Origin of the sequence: Fibrobacter sp. UWB11, assembly GCF_900143015.1 — a bacterium.
Lineage (GTDB): Bacteria > Fibrobacterota > Fibrobacteria > Fibrobacterales > Fibrobacteraceae > Fibrobacter.
Genome location: NZ_FSRT01000002.1, coordinates 708,879 through 725,354, shown reverse-complemented (window position 1 = coordinate 725,354; position 16,476 = coordinate 708,879). Strand labels below are relative to the sequence as shown.

Genomic DNA, 16,476 nt, shown 5'->3' with positions numbered 1-16,476 from the left:
TTAAATCGACAAGCTCGGGAAGTGTATTTTTGTACGGAGGCCGGGATTTGCATTTTCCAATTCAATGGTCATATTGCAAAGCGTGCAAAGTTTCTTGACCATCGAAAGACCAATACCCGTGCCGCTTGTCTGTCTGGTCATTTCGTTTTCGACTCTGTAGAATTCCTGGAATACCTTCTTCATTTCGGAAGGCGGAATACCCGGACCGTAGTCGCGCACGGCGAGGTACATGTCGGTACCCTTGATTCTCAGTTCCACATTGATCATCTTGTAATCGGCGTTCTTGGAGAACTTGAGCGAGTTATCAACAAGGTTCATCAGAATCTGCATGATGGCATCGCGGTCAATCATGAGACTGATGTTGTCTGCATCCGTATCCGAAGAAACGGTGAGTTCAAAGCCTTGCTTTTCGACGTTCTTGCTGTAAGTGGAGATAAAGTCATCCAGGACTTGCTTTGGCTTGTCCATGCGGAGCTGTACATTCCAGCGGTTTCCATCGAGCTTCGAGAGGTTCAGCACGTTTTGAATGAGTCGTGAAAGTCGGTCGGCTTCGCTTGCAATTTGTCCGTAATACTTCTGTTTCTTTTCTTCGCTCGCGACCCAAGAATTCTGCAGCAGTTCCGCATACATCTTGATGGCGGTCAGCGGCGTCTTGAGTTCGTGCGTAATGGCAGAGACAAAGTCTTGGCGCTTGGCAGCAAGTTTCACGCGGCTCTGTGTCACATGGTAAATCGAAATCAAACCGATAGCGAGCACGGCAAGCATCAAGAATCCGATGAAGAATACGAATTCACCGCCGGGGGCGCGTTGCGTCGTGTACATCTTGAAGGTAATATCCGAGAGCGGTGCCTGCAACGTTTCAGAGAGAAGTTCCGTCGTGATGTTGTTGCGTTCGCCAAAGGCCACGAAAGCCTTGTTCTTGTGGAAGAATGCGAGCACGAGCGGATCTTGCTGGTTACCCTTTGTGACGCCCTTGTATTTTTCGATTTCGTTTTTGACAAGGTTCGTGAGGTAAGCGCGGGCTTCTACGATAAAGCCTTGGATAAATACTTCGGGGCCGCGTCTAACAGTGCGGTGGAAAATGATGTAGTTCGAATCGACGATTGCCTGGAAAAAGTCAATTTCTGCTTCCATGGAGTGCGTAGCTTCGTTGTTGATCAAACGCACGAGGAGGCCTGTTGTATCAAGCTTTGTAGATTCGACACCGAAAGCGAAATCGCCAGTTTCGGTAATGTGTTCGACGCGGGGCTTGTTGGTCTTCTTTTTCTTGCGTGTACTTGCAATGTCGAGGTCTTGCTTGTAAATCTGGTCGATGAGCCTGCTATCGTTCTTTTGCGTCGAGTCGATGTTCTTTTCGGCGCTGCTCGAAGGCGTTACATTTGTTGTTGAAGAAATTGCAGAGAATCCCGAAGTGTTGAGAATCTTGCTTATTTTGTTACGAATCGCCAAGCGTTTTTCCCTATCGACCATAGGGATTTTTTCAAGGACGCCATCGGGAAGCACAGGCGTACTCAAGTTGCCGGACGGGTCAATCTGGAAATGCCCGATGAGGCCGATGTAGTGGCTCCTCTGCGGAAATTCCGCAAGTTCGGACATGGTGATTTCTTCACCGCCAAATACAGGAACGGAGCGAATGAATCGGTAGTCGGCGTAAGAGCGCCTGTCTTCAATCGCTAGGTCTGCTGTAATGTTCTTGTTCAAATTCTGGAGCACAGAGAACGCATGTTCCTTGTAACCAAAGAGCGAAGATGTTTGCAACTGTGCGTAAGAATGGCTTAAAAGCATTATTACGGGAATCGCAATAACGATAAAAATCGCCACAAAAATGAGACGATCTTTAGAGGCAAGAATAAGGCTCCGAAGAGCCTTGTACTTGCTAGAGAGGTATGTTGAGAATTTATTTATACTGATTTCTCGCATTCTGGTGCCGAACGCATCTGGTAACCTTCACCGCGGAACGTGACGAGCAGCTTCGGATGTGCCGGATCGTCTTCGATCTTCTTGCGGAGCTTGGTGATGTGGATGTCGACTGTACGGGTATCCACGGATTCGGCATTTTCGTAACCCCAGACCTTGCGGAGGAGTTCAGAACGCGGAATAGCATGGTCGCGGTTGTTCCAGAGGTATTCAAGAATTTCGATTTCCTTGCGGGTGAATGCAAGTTCTTCTGTACCGCGTACGCCCGTGTATTCACGGAAGTTCACGCGGAGGTTGCCTGCTACAAGCTTGCCTTCATTTTCCATTGTCTGGCGGCTACGGCGAAGCACTGCTTCGATACGTGCAAGGAGCATCGGAACGGAGAACGGCTTCGGGATGTAGTCGTCGGCGCCGAACTTGAGCCCGTTGATGATATCGTCATCGGAATTCTTTGCAGAAAGGATGATAATCGGGAGGCTCTTGTCCTTTTCGCGGATCTTGTCGCAAACGGTAAAGCCGTCCATGCCCGGAAGCATGAGGTCCAGAAGTACGAGTCCGTACTGTCCGGAAAGAGCTTCGGCAAGGCCGCTTTCGCCGTCAACAACGTGCTTGACGCGGTAACCGTTGAGCTCGCAGAGGTCTACGAGGCCTTCGGCAATGGCAATTTCATCTTCGATGATGAGGATGTTCGTGCTGCTTGTATTTTGAGTCATTCTTGGATACCTACTCTCTTCTAACCAACTTTTTTTAATCTACAAAATTAAAGGGCAAAACCGCCACCGATTTCGAATGCAAAATTACCGGCGTCGATGTCGCTATCGTAGTCACCGCCGAGATAGCACTTGACGTTTGCATAAGCTGCAATCGGGATAATCGGGAGCTTGAAGCGGACACCGGCGAGCAAGTGGATACCGATGCTCTTGGTGAGGCCTTCGTCCTTGGCGTAGTCGACAACCTTGTCCTTAAGTGCCTTTACGAATTCGTCTTCGTCTGCAGGATAGTTGCCATCTGCAAATGCCTTGTCCATCACGTTTTCAACAAATGCCTTGTTCAAGACGAACGTGTTCCAGTGGATGGTGAGACCGCCACCGACATACGGACGGATCGGGAAAAGCGGGATAGAGAACGGCTTGGTGACGGAGAGGTCTGCGTTCATGGCGATGTACTTCGGAGTTGCCTTGGCAAACGGGGTTCCGCCGAGTTCAATTTCGAGAGGAATCTTGCGTGCGTCTTCGCCTTCACCTACCCAGAGTGCTGCATTGTAAGATGCAAACTGGATGTTGAAAGTGGCTTCGATATCGACGAACGGGAGAACATCGACCCATGCCTTGAAACCGAAACCCTGGATGTAGTCAAAGCTACCGTGGCTAAAGCCGATTTTGCCGTCGGTTCCCTTGATGTCTGCTCTTTGAGCTTCTTTAAGGGTGGTTCCAACTGCCGGGGTGTAGTGGGCGCCAATACCTGCAATAGCAAAGGACTGGGTGGCAAGCAAAGCTGCTGCTGCGAAAATAAGTTTGAAATTCATTGATTATTGCTCCTAGGATTGTTTTTTCTTGAAACTAAATAATTATTTAGAAAAATGGAGTTTACAATTTAGAAAATGGTGCTTTTTCGCCTATTTTATGTCTTTTTTTACTTGATTGCAGGTACAAAGATGAACTTCTTTTCGCCTTTTTTCACGTCAACATTGCCGAATTTGAAAATGTTGACCGTGTTTCCTTCGCTTCCTTCGGCGGCCACAGTGACTTCGTGTGAACCGGGTTCGACCGGGATTCGCGTCATCTGGAAGGAGTTCGGCAAAAAGAGTGCAATACGCAAATCGGCCTTTTCGAGCTGGTCTTGCGCAATATCCGTACCGATACTTGTAAAGAGGTTTAACAAGGCGTTGTCCGACTTCATGGCTTTCTTGGCTGCCTGTGAAGCGATTGTGCGGAGGACGACGCGGATGGCTGTACGGGTCATGGTGTTCGCAAAGTCATCCTTGAGGTTCATTTCGAGTTCCTTGTCGATAGCCATTACCTTTTCGGGGCGGATTCCGGACTGGTTGTCTACGGATACGTTAAAGCGGTGGACTAGGCTTCTGAAAGAATGGGCTTCGGGGAGAGCTAATGAAATGTGGAATGTTTCGCCATTGCTTGCTCCTGCAACGGGCGGTGCGCCTACGTTAGTGCTTACCATTTGGCCAGTCTTTCCATCTTTATAGGAAAGATTCAAAAGGCCGCCGTTTACATAAGTTCCCGACATGCGCAGTTCGTTTAGAATCGGGCCGTGTCCAGCGTAACCCACAACGATGATTTCTTGACCGAGGTCGTAGGCGGCTTTGGCCTTGGAAGTTTCGGTCGCCATATCGAGTCCGAGCGTCCTGATGTCGTCTTCGCGGTCTGTGCGCTTTAAGCTTTCGATAATGAACTGGCGAGCTTCTTTCGGGAGGTTTAGGATGTTTTCGTTGTAAGCCTTGACCGTCTTGTAGTAAGCGATGGCCGCTTCGTCGGGTTCACCGGCCATTTCGTAAACGATGGCGGTGAGGTAGCGCAAAAAGCCGTTGTCGTTTGTCTTGCCGTTATCTTTTTGGTAGAGTTCCGTCATTGCCTTTTGGGCGCGGTTGACTTCGACCAAGGCTCCATCGACGTTCTTTTGTGCGAGGAAGTTCAATATCTGCAATTCATGGAGCACAAGCACTTCGAAGGGGCGAGCCCTGTACGGGCGGATGTTGTCGTTTGTGACAATGGCTGCAGCTTCGTTTGTTACAGATCGCGTGTAGAGGTCGTCGTAAATTTTTTCGGCCTTGGCAAAGTTGTCTGCACTTTCCTTGTAGTTTCCGTTGTAGTGGTAAAGGACTCCCAAGTCAAAGTAATAGAGGAATTCGGTCTTTTCTCCGTAAAGGTCTTCTTGCTGTTTCTTGACTTCGTTAATAGTCGCTTCGTAGCCTTTGTGTTCAAAGACTGGTGCAAGGGCTTCGTAGCGGGTCATGGACTTGTTTGCACAGCCTGAAAAAAGTAAAACTGCCGAAAGGATTAGTAGGAGTCTTTTCATAATCTTATGCGAATTTGTTGTTTATTGTTAAATCTACAAAAAAAATATTATGGTATTCTGTTTTTTAAAGATTATATGAAGAAATGGGGTTTTATAGAAAAAAAGTTTTTTGCTATCTTCGTCAATATGATGAATAAACGAGTTATTTTGAGCGGTTTGCTTACGGTATTTCTGTTGGCCTTTGTTGCATGCAAGCCTTCAGAAATTAAACCTAAAGTCAAGATTGAATATATGAAAATGGCCGAATGGCCTGGATTTTTATTAAAAGATGCTGTTGAGTGGTATGTGACGGATGCCGTGTGGACTGTCAACGATTCTCACTCTGTCGATGTTTCGGGGAAAGCTCTTTTTCGAGATAGTTTGGTTAATATTGTAATTCAAGCCCTGTTGCCTGCAAATGATTCCCTTTGGGCTTTAAAAATGTTTATTGATGGGCGTGCCGCAGATTCTTCAGAAACAGAGAACATATACGATAATATGGCTCGTGGTGTCGCGAATGCTTTGTACCAATCCATACGTGAAGGTATGACCGATTCCAATTTGACGAAACAGGAACTAAGTCCATTTGCAAAGTCTAGTCTTGCAATGGCAATGCAAAATTGTAAGAGTTATATCTCTGAACCTGAATCCTTTAAAAAAATGGAACCAATAAAACAGAGCGAAAGAGTTTTGCGTTTATCAGAATGTGTAATTAACAACACCTCGAATAAGGAAGTTGTTGGTTTTTATGCGAAATCTTTGAAAACAGCTAGATTGGGTTTTGCTGCTACTTATGCGCCTAAGAAGACTTCTTTTTATTTAGATGAATTAATCGCAGCCGATTCTTCTGTGATGAAACTTTATGGGCTAAAAAATGAGAATGGGGTTTTGAAAAGGGAAGAATCTGAAATCCCCAAAAAATAAGCCCGACAAAGTCGGGCACTTTCTTATCTAAGCTTTGCTAACTAAGTTCTGCCAACTATTCAGACTAGAACTTCACGCTGCTTTTAGCTACGTACTTCTTGATCTTCTTGTCGCCAAGCCAAACCTTGCGGTGGCTCTGGATATCGGTAAGTTCCATGTCGATCTGGTAGAAGACCACCTGTTCGCCGCCTTCCTGGTCAATGACGGAGTTGATGGATCCGGTAAGCATGAGGTCAGCACCGATTTCCATGCCGGCATCTTTCTGGGTTTCTTCGGTGACGTTGCCCTGCTGGTCTGCAAGTTCGTCGCGGAGGTCGGCGCGTTCGTTGGAGTTTGCTACGAATTCAGCCTTGCCGGAATTGATGAGGGCGCGTTCGATATCCTTGATGAACGTTTCAACACGGATATGTTCGTGGCTCTTGTTGCGGACTTTGCCAATCACGATAGTCGGTACGGAACCCTTCTGGGCGGAGAACTGGCTGTACCACGGACGACCGAGGCAGTCGTTGATCATTTCTTCGGCGACAAGGCGAGAATCGGTATCGTTCCAGCTGCCAGAGAGGTCGGTAACAGAGTTTGCATCGAGGCGGGTTACTTTTTTGCCACCGTCACTAGCGCAACCAGAGAGGAAAGCAAGGCCTGCGCAGAGGGCGAAAATCCAAATTTTTGACATTTTTTTCTCCTAGATTGGAAACATTATGTTATAAACATACAAAAAAAACATAAAAAAAACTCCCCAAACGAGGAGTTCTTTGAAAAAAGTCGCGTTTTCGTGCGAATTAGCGTTTCTTCTTCTTGGAACCGGTTGTAGCGTCAAGATTGACTTCAACGGTTTCTTCGCCAACGACCTTCACGAGGGCTTCGGCGCTCTTGCGGTTGCTGCACTGGGCGCGCACAACGTGGTCACCGGCATCGAGGTTGTGGACAACGAGTTCTGCACCGTCGGTCTTGTCAGCCTGTTCGCCATCGACGAAGATGAGGCAGCGCGGCGGATTCGTCGTAACCTTGATGTGGCCCTTCGGAATTTTGGTGCTGAAGTCGAAGTTGTTGCGGCTGTCCTTGCCCGGCCAAATGTTCACGCGCTTGTTCACGAGTTCAAAACCCTGGTCAATGACGACGAGCGTCTGACGACCGGACTTGACTTGCATGTCTTTAATCGGGCTCTTGCCGAGAGGTTCACCGCCAAGGAACACGTCGCTGTTAGGCGGTTCGGTAATGATGTTGATGGTTGCGGCCTTGCCACGCGGAGGTGGATCTTCTTCGTCTGCGACGACGGTCGTAAAGAGGAATGCCATCATCAAGGCAAAAATATACAGCTTTTTCATGGGTTGTACTCCTGATTTGCATGTAAAAGAGTTAGTTCACCTCTAGAATTTAATTCTTTTTTTACAGGACAAATGTTAAAGTGCCGTAAAATGTGCGTAAATATTAGGTGTATAATTGGTCTAGTTTAACTACTTTTGTGTATATGAAAGCGCTTTATCAAAAAATTCGCAGTTTACAAGGGAAAAATTACGGGCTTTATAAATCCTTAGCCGACAGGACGTGGGATTTTGGTGACTTTGTGCTGGAATTCTTGCATGTGCAGGGAGACCCATACGCACCGGCTTCGCGTGTGATGATCAAGGCGAGCTTGCTTATGCTTGGTTTCCCGAGCGAATGGGGTGGCTCTTTTGAACGCCGCCTTGCGCTGAGTGATTACCTTTACCGCAGGCTTTCATCACTTGTTCGTGAAAAGTACCCCGATAGGGATGCTGCGGTTGTTTTTGATACCGCTGGACCTGAAATGCTGGTGCGAAACGCACTGTGGGTCGATAACGGAGAATTGCGAGCCTGCTTGCAAGTGCGTTTGCCGGGCGATGGCCGCAAGATTCAGGCCGAAGCGGCTGCCGAAATTTTGACGATGGTGCTCCCGGACTTGGTGTCGGCTGCGCTTTACAATTCGGGTGAATCGAAGAAGGACGGCGTGGAGCCCGAGCTTGTTGAACATTACCGCGTGCTTGCCGAGCGCAAGGAAATCTTGTCGCAGCTCGAAGAACGTGGACTTTGTGCGTTTGTGCCAGATGGTGCCGTGCTCCCGCGTGCATCGGGTTTGAGTGAACTCCCGATGGAAGGGGCTGTTCCGTTTACTGCTCCCGAAGAAATGGCGGTGATGCTTGTCGCAAATGGACGTGAAATTCGCGGCATGGGAATCCCGAAGGGAATCACGGTGATCTCGGGCGGGGCTTTCCATGGAAAATCGACATTGTTGCAGGCTTTGACGAAATCGGTTTACCCGCATATCCCGGGAGACGGTCGCGAAGGCATTGTCGTGAGCGAATCGGCGGTGCGCGTGGGCGTCGAAGATGGCCGCAGCGTGCGTGGCACGGACCTTTCGCAGTTTGTACGTGACCTGCCGGGCGGAATTTCGACAAAGAACTTTACGACTGCCTGTGCGTCGGGCTCGACGAGCGAGGCCGCAAACTTGATGGAAGCGATGGAGGCGGGGAGTGATGTCTTCTTGATTGACGAAGACTCCTCTGCGGTAAACTTCCTCATTCGCGATGTCCGTGTGCGTAAGCTTTTGGGCGATGACCGCGAACCACTTATCCCGCTCACAGATCGCATCCGTGAAATCAAGGGCCGTAGCTTTATTCTGGTGGCGGGCGCCTGTGGAGACTTTTTGGACTTGGCGGACAACATCATCGTGATGGCGTCGTACAAGGCGGAATGTGCAAGAATCAATGGAAAGAATGTGGCGGCTGGACTCGGTGATGCTGCTGGTGGTGTTGCAAAAATCGTGCCGGGATTGCCTGCATTTGTAGAACCGCAGTGTCGCGATTTTGCGGAATACGTAAAGCCCTTGCTCCCGTCACTCCGCCCTGCATCTGCTGTGGAACGCCAAGTGAAAGTGAAAATCTCAGGCGATACGTTATTGCAAATTGGTTTCCTTGTCTCGGATACGTCCAAGGCAGGTGCGCTTGTGGATAAGCAACAGCGATTCGGTGCTGGCTTTATGTTGTTAAATCTCTGCCAGAACGCCGCAAGCAATAATGATGCTAATGGTGAATCTGCGAAGGCGACGATTATGGAACGCATCAATGCGCTCTGCGAAAAAATCAAGAACGTCGGATTCCGCAATTTGCCGCAAGGCTTAAGCCGTGAAATGAGCTTGCCTCGTCCAATTGACATTGCCTGTGTACTTTACCGCCTGCGCGATAACGGAAGGTAAATTGTCCACACCCTTTTGATTTTTTCGGTCCTGTTTACGTTATAATTGTTTATTTTCTGAAGAGCAATTTCTTATATAAACAGGATATAAAGTTTTGGGGTGTAAAATGAAAAATACAAGAGTTTTGCAAGTGCTAGGTGTTGCGCTAGCTTGCGCATTTTGCAGCAGTGCTTTTGCAATTACGGCGAATCCGAACGTGAGTCTGGGCAAGAACCTCTACGTGGCGGGTGCTGTCAATTCCAACTGGAAACCAGAAGTTTATACCGATGGAACGCTTGACTTTAACCAGGTCGCGTCGGTGTCGGATTTTGCGCTGAATGTGGGCGAGGGCCCGACAAAACTGTTCATCACATGGGAAACTCGTGGCGATGAGGCTTGGGCAAGCGAAGAGTTTGTGCATGCAGCGAGTTGCCAACATTCCTTTGCCGAAGGCGCAACTTTAAAGAACTTCAAGGTGATGACGTCGGCGAATACGACGAACGGCGTAGATGGCGATTGGGAAACAGTTGCCGAAGTGGGCGAGAGCGGTGTTACGTCCCGTGGGCTTGCGATCGATTTTGCAGGCAAGTCCTGGTTCCGCATCGTGGCTGAATCTCCGGTGAAAAATCTTGAAGAAGTCGGTGCTTACGACATCAGCGATGGCGGGGACGATACGTGGTTCTTCATGGGCACGAGCATCAGCCAGATGGGCATGAAGCAGTTCACCGTTGATTCAAATTTTGCGCAGTTGGTGCACGCACGTTTTTCGGATTACTACCCGGCGATGTTACGCGGTGGCATTGGTTGCGTTACGAGTCAGGGCGTTGTCGATGCACTCAAGTATTACGTGGAATACGTAGGGAACGTAAAGTTCTGGGCGATTGAAATGGGAACAAACGATGCATGGGGCGGCAGCAATGCGAATGTCGAAACGTTCACGAAGAACTTGCAGACGATTATCGATACGGCGAAAGCTCATGGCATTACTCCGATTATCGCTCGCATGATTGCGACGAATCCTGAAATTGCAAAGTGGCAGGTGCATCAGGATTACCTCGATGCCATTGACAAACTCACGTTTGATAACGAGCTTCCGAATGGCCCTGATTTCTACAATTACTTTTTGAAACATCCCGAAGAACTTTCTGCAAGCGATGGTGTACACCCGGCAGAGCCTAAGGGCGGACAGTCGATGCACCGTTTGTGGGCGGAGACGGTGGCGCCTTTGTACAAGGACGATCCTTGCGCTGGTTTGCCAGATGTTGTTGGCTGTGGCGGAACGTCTCTCCCGAAAATGCACAATGTGAATTTTGCATTGCCGCGCGTGAGTGTGAACGATCGTGAAATCTCAATTTCCGGTTTGCGCGAGAATGACCGCGTGACCATCATGGATGTCATGGGACACGTCGTATGGAACGGCTCAGCGGGATTTCCAAAAATGCCTGCAGGGAATTACTTTGTAAATATTCACGGTGTAAATAGCAATTACTCTACAAAGATATCCATTAAGTAAAAAATTGCTAACACTACTGTTTGGAGTATTCTATTTTGTGCCGAATTATAGTGATTTAAATGTCAAAAGGTGACGTGTGTCACCTTTTCTGATATGTCAAATTTCATACATTTTTTAAATTTACCCCATAATAACCTATTTTATAATTATTAGCGTGAAATATGGGGTGTGGTATGTCCTTGGATAAATTTACACATATGTTTTTAGGTGCTGCGCTTGGTTGCGCGGTCGCTTGTGGTAGTGCATTTGCTATTACGGCGAATCCTAATGTAAGCATAGGTAAGCCCCTTTATGTTGCGGGGGATGTGGCCAATTATTTAAATCCTTTGGCCTATACAGATGGTAAATTGGATTCTAACCAAATTACCATTGTGAATGATTTTGCATTGAATGTGGGAGTGGGCCCGAAAAAATTGTTCGTCACGTGGGATACCCGTGGTGACGAAGCATGGGCAAGCCAAGATTACGTGTATGCGCAGGGCTGCTTGCATAACGTTTCGATTGGTTCCACATTGCAGAATTTCAAGATCATGACGTCTGCAAATTCAACAAATGGTGTGGACGGCGATTGGCAGATTGCTGCTGAAATTGGCGAGAGTGGTGCGGCATCCCGTGGTATTGCCATTGATTTTGAAGGAATGTCTTGGTTCCGTATTTTGGCTTCGACTCCGGCAATTTATTTGGAAGAAGTCAGTGCGTATGACATTAGCGATGGCGGTGATGATACGTGGTTCTTCATGGGTACAAGTATTACCCAGATGGGGATGAAGCAGTTTGCTGTGGATTCGAACTTCTCGCAGTTGATTCATGCACGTTACCCAGATTATTATCCGGCAATGATTCGTGGCGGTATTGCCTGTGTTGCAAGCCAGGGCGTTGCCGATGCACTTAAGTATTATGCCGAATACGCTGGCAATGTCAAGTATTGGGCTATCGAAATGGGTACGAACGATGCTTGGGTCGGTAACGATTATACTGTCGAGCAGTTCACAAGGAACATGCAGATGATTATCGATACTGCAAAGGCTCATGGTATTACACCGATTATTGCTCGTATGATTGCTACCAATCCGGCATATTCCGGTTGGCAAGTTCCTCAGGAATTCTTGGATGCGATTGACAAGCTTGTCAAAGACAATAACTTGATGCCGGGTCCGGATTTCTACAACTTTTTCTTAGCTCATCCGGAACTTATTTCCGAGGACGGTGTACATCCGGCGAACCCGTTGGGTGGTCAGGCGATGCACCGCTTGTGGGCCGAAGCCGTGGCTCCGTTATACAAGAACAAGAAGGCGGAACCGGTTATTGGTTCAAAGGCACCGGGAACTACTGCTATAACGGCTCCGAAAATGCATAAAATGCATGTTGCCATGCCGCAGGTGAAGGTCGATGGTCGTTCCATTTCGATTGCTCGTGTAAATGAACCGGTGACAGTGACGATTGTGGATTTGACGGGCCATATCGTGTGGAATGGTCGAGTCGGGCAATCTACTGAAGGCTCGTTGGAATCCTCGCATCTTTTAAGTGCGATACCTGCCGGGAATTACATTGTAAAGGTCCGTGGGGCAACGACCTCTTACAAGGTAAGAATTTCTATACGATAAATATACGGAGCTCGGTGGAATCGCCGGGCTTTTTTGTTTGCGTTTTATCGTTAATTTTTGCTACATTGTCAAAAATTTTTAGTGACGTTATTTGTGAATTGCAGCCGTCGCTTTATATTACGGGTATGAACTTTTTGAAACCGATTATTTGTGTGTTGCTAGCACTTAGCCTTGTGGGTTGTGCCGTCAGCAAGAACCCGAACCCCATGATTCGTTATGGGGCTAATGCTGGTGCGACTATGGCGTTGCCTGGGCTTGCTGGGGCTGCGGTTGTTGCTGTGGTGGCTGGCGCTGCAGACGAAGATGATAAAGATAAAAGCTATATGAGCGATAGTGAAAAACAAAGACAAAAAGAACGCGATGACGCCTTTTTTGCTGCGTTTGGGGTATCGCTTGCTGTCGCAGGTGTAGGTTGCCTTGTTGGTGGTTTAATCGGTGGAACCGTTGGATTTATCAAGTGGATGATTAACGGTTTTGAAGACGACCATGATGCTGCATATTCCGATTTACCGGAAGATATTTTACCACCGACGAAATAAATTTTATGAAGCTAATCATTTGCATGTTGCTTGTGCTGAGCCTTGTAGGTTGTTCTGTGAGCACGAACCCAAATCCCATGATTCGTTATGGTGCAAATACGGCTGCGACTATGGCGTTGCCGGGTGGTTCGTGGCTACGAATGGTAGCGGTAAGTTCCATGCTGTAGATGTAATGGATTTGCGCCTGTTTCCTCTCAAACTTGTTGCGCTTAGTGCTGCTGGCGTTGGTTTTGCAACCGGGGCTGTGCTCGGCGGAACTGTAGGCTTTTTCAAATGGATGATCAACGGATTTGAAAAAGATAACGTCTCTGATTATGGGACGTTGCCAGAAGAAATTTTACCGCCGACGCGGGATGATGAATACCATGGTCGGTTGTAGTCGGCGGGCTTGACAAGAATGATCTTAATGCGCGAGTTAATGAGCCAAATGCAGCTTGCGAAGAACCTTTCCTAAAAGTTCGTTCAAAATATCCTTGGCGTCTTTACTGCCGAGGTAACGCTGGACAATGAGCGTAAGCGTAAACAGCGCGATTCCAGCGGCGCAGGCGTAAACGACGAGCGTTACAAAACCCGCATTGCGGACAAAATCTCCAGAGATGTGATCGAGACCGATGGCGGCTGCAATCATGATGCCGAAAGCGACGAGGGCGCGTGCCATGTTGAAGATTGCTTCCTTCATGCCGTCGGTGCCGTTCTTCTTAGCCCACATGAAAATCATCGAAATCACTTGCAGGATGGCGCCTGTAGCGCCGATAATCGGAACGCTCTTGATGCCGAGCCCCACTTCGGGGGCGCCAAGCAAAATGTAGGCGGGGATGGTCGCTGCAAAGATACCGGTATTCAAAAGTGTCGGAACCCACATGCGTTCGCAAGCGTAGAAGCTGCGGACGAGAACGGCCTGCAAACAAAGCCCAAGGCTCACGGGCAAGTACCAACGGAGAATTTCAGAAATCGCTTCGGTTGTTTCGCGGTGGAACGCGCCGCGTTCAAAGAGAATGCGCACTGCCGGGAAGCTCAATGCCCACACGGCGACAACAGCCGGAATCAAGATGCAGAACATGCGCGAGAGGCTCTTCCAGATTTTACGGTTCAGCTGCGGGAAGTCGCCTTCCTTGACGAGACGCGCCATGTCGGGGTAGCTCGTGACGCTGACCGAGAATCCGAATACTGCAACGAGCGTGTACATGACGCGGTAAGCGTAGTTGAGGCTCGAAATGCCGCTCGTGCCAAAGTTTGCACCGAAGCTACGGATGATAAATTCAAGGCCGAACATGGAGCCCACGCCAAGAGACATCGGGAGCATCATCTTGAAGTAACGGATAATGTCGGGGTGTTTGGGTTCGCAAATCAGTTCGTAATGGACGCCGCCGCGCTTGGCGCCAAAAATCTGGAGGGCGAAAAATCCAATGAATGCGCCGACCGGAACGCCCCAGGCGAATCCGGAGAGACCGTAATCGTTGCCGGTGTATTTACTGAGTGCGAGGCCTGCGGCACCGCCGCCCACAATGGCGATGTTGTAGATGAGGCCCGTGAGCGAGGGAATCAGGAACTGCTTGCGAGTGTGCTGTACTGCGACGAGAATGCTACCGACAAAAATGAAAATTTGCCCCGGAAGAATAATGCGTCCATAGTAAGTTGCGCGTTCCAAGAGCTCAGGCGTCACGCCATCGACGGTCAAGAGCGCGATGAGTTCCTTCATCCAGATGAACGCCGGAATCACGAGAATCAAAAGCGCAAGCCCAAACGTGTTGAGCACGTTGCTGAAGAACTTCCAGCCGGCCTTTTCGTCACCTGCGACTTTATAGCCCGTGAAAATCGGAATGAAGATAATCGACAAAAAACCGGTACTTACGACGTGGTTCAGGATGTCTGGAATCATGAACGCGAGGTCGAGAGCGTTTTTTTCGAGCGACACGCCAGCGGCGTGGGCAAGTAGCATTTCACGGAAAATCCCGAGCACGCGGCTCAGAAGCATAGAAACGGCAACAATTATAGCGGCTTTATTCATGAGTGCTGTAAAATATAGAATGGTTGAAAGTTCTTTGCTCCAGTTGTGTAATCTTTTTGTATATTTCTAAATATGAAAAAGATTCTTTTACTCATTACTTTCCTCGCCCTTGCGGCATTTGCTCAGAACTACGACACTATTGAACCGGAGAAAAAACTCCAACGTCCGGTTTATAGTTTCCAGACGGCTGGTTTTGGCCTTTCTTTCTGGAGTAACTATAAGGATGACGTGAAGAATCCTGAAAAGGATCACGTCACGGCATTCCCGCTTATCCGCTACGGTCACATTTGGGAAATGACGACCCACGGCGCTATTACGGCGATTTCGAACTGGCATGCCGAATTTGGCACGGACTGGGAACTTGAAGGCAATATGCTTATCGGTGGTCGTTTTTCTCCGCTTGATGAAATCGTAAGTCCGTTTGTCGGCGCCGGTATTGGTCTTGGTTTCCAAGTTGACGCCTTCTTTGACGACTGGATTGGTGCTTTCGGTATGTGCTTGGGAGGTGAAGTCGGTTTGAACTTCTTCCACAATTCTGCCGTTCAGCTCGAAGCCGGTTTTGGTTTCAACATCCTTGCTACGAAGGTTGACTTTACCAAGGGCTTCAAGAGCTGGAACCTCTTCTTCGCTGTGAACTACTAATTTGTAAAAGGTGTCGCGAGCGTTTCAAAAGACGCGAGCGATTTGATGTTATAAAGCCCGCCTCCGAGCGGGCTTCTCCTTTATACTGCGATTTTGAAATCGTTCAGCAATGAGTTGCGCTTGATTTTGCCTTGTTGCTGTAAGCGCTCAACGAGAATTCCTGGGCGCACATGGAACAGCCCTGAAAAATGCTGGATGCAACGGCGTTCATTAAAGCGACCGCAACAGATGAGTTCACATTCTTCGGCTTCGGAAAGCATTATGTTTTGTGCAAATGTTTCAGCTTCGATTTCTTGGATGTTCTTGGCGGTAGCAGGGGTGCACTGCGCGTTCATTTGATTACCCAGTTGCAAGCAAGAGGTACGCAAGGGGTGATAAAGTACATGTGCTACTGCATGGAACAATGCTTCAAGGAACTTGGCGTCGTCCATTTTAGTTGTCGGAAATTGAATGACAGGACGATAGCCTCTCCAGTAAAAGGCGCATGTCGGAGTGGGTGCCGTGAGGAACGGATCTACTTCGATAATTTCGATTCCGCAATTGTTCAGTGCTTCACGGGCGATGTTGCGTAGTTTTTGACCATAAAGATAAACGTTTGTACGCAAAAATTTCAAGTTTGAAAGAATTGCTTCGTAGTCTGGAGTGTATTCAGTTGTTGAACGCTCGATGCGCAATTCGCCAAGGCGTATCCAGGCGGCGTACGTTTGCGGGTTCATGGATTGCAACGTGGTGCTGTAATAGTTTTTGAAACCTGCAATGCTTCCGATTTGCATAAAGCGGAAAATGGCGCGTACAAGGTCGGTGTCCTTGACGTTCGTGGGAATGAGCCCCATGCTTTGCAAAGTGCGGATAGGGAACTTGCGGGCCCACGGGAGAAGTTTTTCGAGTTCCCTGGATTCACGAGAGCCTTTGCGAAGTTTGTCATCGTTGTGGGAATCGTGAATAGAATTTTTTCCGAATGCGTAATCGAATGTTGCTGCCACTTCGGCAGAATTGCCTTCCATAATGCTACTACGGGTACAACCAAGACGACGCATGATTTCGTCTTGCGTGATATGCTCCCGTTTCTGAAGTTGCTTAATGGAATCTTTCAAGCTCATAGACTTAAAATAAATATTTAATGTCTC

16 protein-coding genes are annotated in these 16,476 nt (G+C 48.4%); 8 read left to right on the top strand and 8 right to left on the bottom strand.

Annotated elements, in window-relative coordinates:
• The 4 genes from BUQ91_RS11505 to BUQ91_RS11490 form a co-directional block, all read right to left on the bottom strand.
• Positions 1 to 1,920, bottom strand: coding sequence for a sensor histidine kinase (locus BUQ91_RS11505; protein WP_072830656.1), 1,920 nt, complete (start codon positions 1,918 to 1,920; stop codon positions 1 to 3).
• On the bottom strand, positions 1,902 to 2,630 hold the full coding sequence (locus BUQ91_RS11500) for a response regulator transcription factor (protein WP_014546027.1): 729 nt from the start codon (positions 2,628 to 2,630) through the stop codon (positions 1,902 to 1,904). The genes BUQ91_RS11505 and BUQ91_RS11500 overlap by 19 nt, the downstream gene beginning before the upstream one ends.
• A gap of 47 nt (positions 2,631 to 2,677) precedes the next feature.
• Positions 2,678 to 3,442, bottom strand: a complete 765-nt coding sequence (locus BUQ91_RS11495; RefSeq protein ID WP_072830658.1) for a hypothetical protein — start codon at positions 3,440 to 3,442, stop codon at positions 2,678 to 2,680.
• 107 nt (positions 3,443 to 3,549) lie between these two features.
• Positions 3,550 to 4,950, bottom strand: coding sequence for a COG3014 family protein (locus BUQ91_RS11490; protein ID WP_139299742.1), 1,401 nt, complete (start codon positions 4,948 to 4,950; stop codon positions 3,550 to 3,552).
• A gap of 6 nt (positions 4,951 to 4,956) precedes the next feature.
• Here BUQ91_RS11490 and BUQ91_RS11485 point away from each other — a divergent pair, with 6 nt between their 5' ends.
• Positions 4,957 to 5,853, top strand: coding sequence for a hypothetical protein (locus BUQ91_RS11485; protein ID WP_139299741.1), 897 nt, complete (start codon positions 4,957 to 4,959; stop codon positions 5,851 to 5,853).
• Positions 5,854 to 5,917: 64 nt separating this feature from the next.
• Here BUQ91_RS11485 and BUQ91_RS11480 read toward each other — a convergent pair whose 3' ends face one another.
• Together BUQ91_RS11480 and BUQ91_RS11475 are read right to left on the bottom strand one after the other, a co-directional pair.
• Entirely contained in the window at positions 5,918 to 6,526 is a 609-nt protein-coding gene (locus BUQ91_RS11480) for a penicillin-binding protein activator LpoB (RefSeq protein ID WP_072830664.1), read from the bottom strand.
• 106 nt (positions 6,527 to 6,632) lie between these two features.
• On the bottom strand, positions 6,633 to 7,178 hold the full coding sequence (locus tag BUQ91_RS11475; protein WP_074209378.1) for a PEGA domain-containing protein: 546 nt from the start codon (positions 7,176 to 7,178) through the stop codon (positions 6,633 to 6,635).
• 143 nt (positions 7,179 to 7,321) lie between these two features.
• On the opposite strand from BUQ91_RS11475, the gene BUQ91_RS11470 reads away from it, so the two are divergent.
• The 6 genes from BUQ91_RS11470 to BUQ91_RS11450 all read left to right on the top strand — a co-directional run bounded on the left by BUQ91_RS11470 (position 7,322) and on the right by BUQ91_RS11450 (position 13,078).
• The gene (locus tag BUQ91_RS11470) at positions 7,322 to 9,064 is read left to right on the top strand and encodes an ABC-ATPase domain-containing protein (protein WP_254842340.1); all 1,743 of its coding nucleotides are present in this window, start codon (positions 7,322 to 7,324) and stop codon (positions 9,062 to 9,064) included.
• Between the two features lie 106 nt (positions 9,065 to 9,170).
• Positions 9,171 to 10,556 carry a hypothetical protein gene (locus tag BUQ91_RS11465; RefSeq protein ID WP_074209376.1) on the top strand — a complete coding sequence of 462 codons (1,386 nt, stop codon included), beginning with the start codon at positions 9,171 to 9,173 and terminating at the stop codon, positions 10,554 to 10,556.
• A 173-nt stretch (positions 10,557 to 10,729) separates the two neighbouring features.
• Positions 10,730 to 12,160 (top strand): T9SS type A sorting domain-containing protein, encoded by a 1,431-nt coding sequence (locus BUQ91_RS11460; RefSeq protein WP_074209375.1) that lies wholly within the window; start codon positions 10,730 to 10,732, stop codon positions 12,158 to 12,160.
• A 125-nt stretch (positions 12,161 to 12,285) separates the two neighbouring features.
• Entirely contained in the window at positions 12,286 to 12,699 is a 414-nt protein-coding gene (locus BUQ91_RS11455) for a hypothetical protein (RefSeq protein WP_074209483.1), read from the top strand.
• A gap of 5 nt (positions 12,700 to 12,704) precedes the next feature.
• Positions 12,705 to 12,866, top strand: coding sequence for a hypothetical protein (locus BUQ91_RS15730; RefSeq protein WP_175566632.1), 162 nt, complete (start codon positions 12,705 to 12,707; stop codon positions 12,864 to 12,866).
• On the top strand, positions 12,830 to 13,078 hold the full coding sequence (locus BUQ91_RS11450) for a hypothetical protein (RefSeq protein WP_074209374.1): 249 nt from the start codon (positions 12,830 to 12,832) through the stop codon (positions 13,076 to 13,078). The genes BUQ91_RS15730 and BUQ91_RS11450 overlap by 37 nt, the downstream gene beginning before the upstream one ends.
• A 36-nt stretch (positions 13,079 to 13,114) precedes the next feature.
• Here the strand turns inward: BUQ91_RS11450 and murJ are convergent, their stop codons facing one another.
• On the bottom strand, positions 13,115 to 14,707 hold the full coding sequence (murJ, locus tag BUQ91_RS11445; protein ID WP_074209373.1) for a murein biosynthesis integral membrane protein MurJ: 1,593 nt from the start codon (positions 14,705 to 14,707) through the stop codon (positions 13,115 to 13,117).
• 72 nt (positions 14,708 to 14,779) lie between these two features.
• Between murJ and BUQ91_RS11440 the strand changes: the two genes are divergently transcribed.
• Positions 14,780 to 15,349, top strand: a complete 570-nt coding sequence (locus tag BUQ91_RS11440) for a hypothetical protein (protein WP_072830680.1) — start codon at positions 14,780 to 14,782, stop codon at positions 15,347 to 15,349.
• Positions 15,350 to 15,429: 80 nt separating this feature from the next.
• Here BUQ91_RS11440 and BUQ91_RS11435 read toward each other — a convergent pair whose 3' ends face one another.
• Entirely contained in the window at positions 15,430 to 16,443 is a 1,014-nt protein-coding gene (locus BUQ91_RS11435) for a hypothetical protein (RefSeq protein ID WP_175566631.1), read from the bottom strand.
• Positions 16,444 to 16,476 lie beyond the last annotated feature (33 nt).

Coding starts and splice junctions, on each gene's coding strand:
- BUQ91_RS11505 (WP_072830656.1), bottom strand. CDS start 1,920: ATGCGAGAAATCAGTATAAATAAATTCTCAACATACCTCTCTAGCAAG.
- BUQ91_RS11500 (WP_014546027.1), bottom strand. CDS start 2,630: ATGACTCAAAATACAAGCAGCACGAACATCCTCATCATCGAAGATGAA.
- BUQ91_RS11495 (WP_072830658.1), bottom strand. CDS start 3,442: ATGAATTTCAAACTTATTTTCGCAGCAGCAGCTTTGCTTGCCACCCAG.
- BUQ91_RS11490 (WP_139299742.1), bottom strand. CDS start 4,950: ATGAAAAGACTCCTACTAATCCTTTCGGCAGTTTTACTTTTTTCAGGC.
- BUQ91_RS11485 (WP_139299741.1), top strand. CDS start 4,957: ATGCGAATTTGTTGTTTATTGTTAAATCTACAAAAAAAATATTATGGT.
- BUQ91_RS11480 (WP_072830664.1), bottom strand. CDS start 6,526: ATGTCAAAAATTTGGATTTTCGCCCTCTGCGCAGGCCTTGCTTTCCTC.
- BUQ91_RS11475 (WP_074209378.1), bottom strand. CDS start 7,178: ATGAAAAAGCTGTATATTTTTGCCTTGATGATGGCATTCCTCTTTACG.
- BUQ91_RS11470 (WP_254842340.1), top strand. CDS start 7,322: ATGAAAGCGCTTTATCAAAAAATTCGCAGTTTACAAGGGAAAAATTAC.
- BUQ91_RS11465 (WP_074209376.1), top strand. CDS start 9,171: ATGAAAAATACAAGAGTTTTGCAAGTGCTAGGTGTTGCGCTAGCTTGC.
- BUQ91_RS11460 (WP_074209375.1), top strand. CDS start 10,730: ATGTCCTTGGATAAATTTACACATATGTTTTTAGGTGCTGCGCTTGGT.
- BUQ91_RS11455 (WP_074209483.1), top strand. CDS start 12,286: ATGAACTTTTTGAAACCGATTATTTGTGTGTTGCTAGCACTTAGCCTT.
- BUQ91_RS15730 (WP_175566632.1), top strand. CDS start 12,705: ATGAAGCTAATCATTTGCATGTTGCTTGTGCTGAGCCTTGTAGGTTGT.
- murJ (WP_074209373.1), bottom strand. CDS start 14,707: ATGAATAAAGCCGCTATAATTGTTGCCGTTTCTATGCTTCTGAGCCGC.
- BUQ91_RS11440 (WP_072830680.1), top strand. CDS start 14,780: ATGAAAAAGATTCTTTTACTCATTACTTTCCTCGCCCTTGCGGCATTT.